This window comes from Paenibacillus sp. N119s, assembly GCF_059447605.1.
The window spans coordinates 1-2,197 of the sequence record NZ_JCAJRU010000406.1; the positions used below are offsets into that span (position 1 = coordinate 1).

Sequence of the window (2,197 nt, forward strand, 5' to 3'; positions counted from 1 at the left end):
TACAAATTATAGGAGTTGGAACGGTGGCAGATGCACTGGCAGCCGCACTAGATTAGGGGGCATTGAGAATGAAGGAAGCGAGCCAACTGGATAAAATGAACGATTTGCTGCGGCTTGTGGCACCGGGAACTCCCTTTCGCGACGGATTAGAAAACGTTTTGCGTGCTAAAACGGGTGCTCTTCTGGTCGTTGGCTATAGCCCGGAAGTAATGGAAGTCGTGGATGGCGGTTTCTCGATTAATTGTGACTTTTCGCCGAACTATTTGTATGAGCTGGCTAAAATGGACGGCGCAATCATATTGAGCGAAGATTTAAAACGAATTTTATATGCCAATACGCAATTGATTCCTGACTCCTCCATTTCGTCTATAGAAACAGGGATTCGGCACCGGACGGCGGAACGAGTTGCGAAGCAGACTGGCAAACTGGTGGTGTCTATTTCCCAGCGTCGTAATATTATTACGTTGTATCAGGGGACTTTACGGTATGCGCTCAAGGAAATCGGGGTTATTTTAACGAAAGCTAATCAGGCTATTCAGACGTTAGAAAAATATAGATCGGTATTGGGGCAGGCCTCAACCAATTTAACTGCATCTGAATTCGAAGAACTGGTTACCATGTCTGAGGTCGTTAATGTTATTCAACGAATTGAAATGGTGCTTCGCATCAAAATGGAGATCAAACGATTTATCAACGAGCTCGGAAATGAGGGTAGGCTGATTAGCATGCAGATGGAGGAGCTTGTCAGCAATATCGAGGAAGAGGCTTGGTTATTGTATAAGGATTATGCCAAAGATGACAGCGACGAGAAGATTCGTGAAATTATATTGGGCCTCAAACGTTCCACGGACGACGAATTACTGGATGTGAATCATATTGTACGTTTATTAGGTTACCCTTCTTCAGCGGCGACATCAGAAGAATATATCGCTGCACGTGGCTATCGGGTGCTGAACAAAATACCTCGATTGCCAAATGTAATTATTCATAATCTGGTGGAACGATTTGGACGTTTTCCACATGTGATGACTGCCACGATTGAAGAACTGGATGAAGTGGATGGTATAGGCGAGGTTCGGGCGCGTACGATTAAAGAAGGTCTTAAACGTTTGCAGGAACAAGTTTTCATTGACAGACAAATGTAAATGTAATACAGTGAAAGGATTATAATGGAACAATTCATATATTGAGGTGAAGAGATGATTACCAAATCAATTCCGAACATGTGTACCTTGGGTAACTTGTTTCTCGGAATGATCGCCATTTTATTGGCCGTAGACGGAAAATACAGTCTTGCCGCTATTATGGTTATTGTCGCCATGTTGTTGGACGGACTGGATGGAAGGATGGCCCGGGCCTTGAATGCCCAAAGCGAATTCGGTAAAGAACTGGACTCCTTATCAGATATGATATCTTTTGGTGTTGCTCCTGCAGTTACTATGTACCTGGTTGCTTTTCATGATGCGAATTCGGCTCTGGCTTGGACGGTTACAGCCATTTTTCCAATGTGTGGAGCATTGAGATTGGCTCGCTTTAACGTACGTCCAGGGGTACCAGGTTATTTTACGGGTTTGCCCATTCCGGCAGCAGGTGGCGTATTAGCCACTTTGTCCTTATTCCATGACCAGATTTCTTTGTTATACATGTCGATCGCCATGTTGCTAGTCTCATATTTGATGGTTAGTTCCATGAGATATCCGAATTTCAAAAAGGTTGGTCTTCCGAAAAAAGCGATCTGGGTTGCTCCATGGGTCGTAATCGCAGCGGTGATTCTGGCCGTTAAATTTCCTGATCAGCTGTCGAAGCTGATTTTTATACCATTGGTGCTGTATGCATTATACGGTATGAAACTGAACATTCGGAAGCTATCGCGCAGACGTGGACGTGAGCGGGATCGTTCTAATCAGGAAGAACAGGACGACCAATATCGTCATTCGCAGCGTTAGGATCAGAAGAACTAGAATAAGCATTTATTTCCTTGATTCGTTCAGGGAGATAAATGCTTTTTTTTTATGCATAAAAAGTGAAAACACAGGGTTAGTTATTCAGAAAATGGACCATACTGGTAAGGGAAGTGCTATGTATCCAATCAATAGCAGACGAGGAAAAGAAAATAAAGGAGGTATAGAGACTCGATGTGGAGAAAGGCTATTTTAACTTTTACAGGATTGTGCGGTGCGTGGTTTGGCTATACGTT

General features: G+C 43.6%; 2 protein-coding genes. Both read left to right on the forward strand.

What is annotated here, in order from left to right; all coding sequences use genetic code 11:
* Nucleotides 1-68 precede the first annotated feature (68 nt).
* Entirely contained in the window at nucleotides 69-1,145 is a 1,077-nt protein-coding gene (disA, locus tag AC5V8P_RS25190) for a DNA integrity scanning diadenylate cyclase DisA (protein WP_064795941.1), read from the forward strand.
* 54 nt (nucleotides 1,146-1,199) lie between these two features.
* On the forward strand, nucleotides 1,200-1,946 hold the full coding sequence (gene pssA, locus AC5V8P_RS25195; protein WP_064795940.1) for a CDP-diacylglycerol--serine O-phosphatidyltransferase: 747 nt from the start codon (nucleotides 1,200-1,202) through the stop codon (nucleotides 1,944-1,946).
* Nucleotides 1,947-2,197 lie beyond the last annotated feature (251 nt).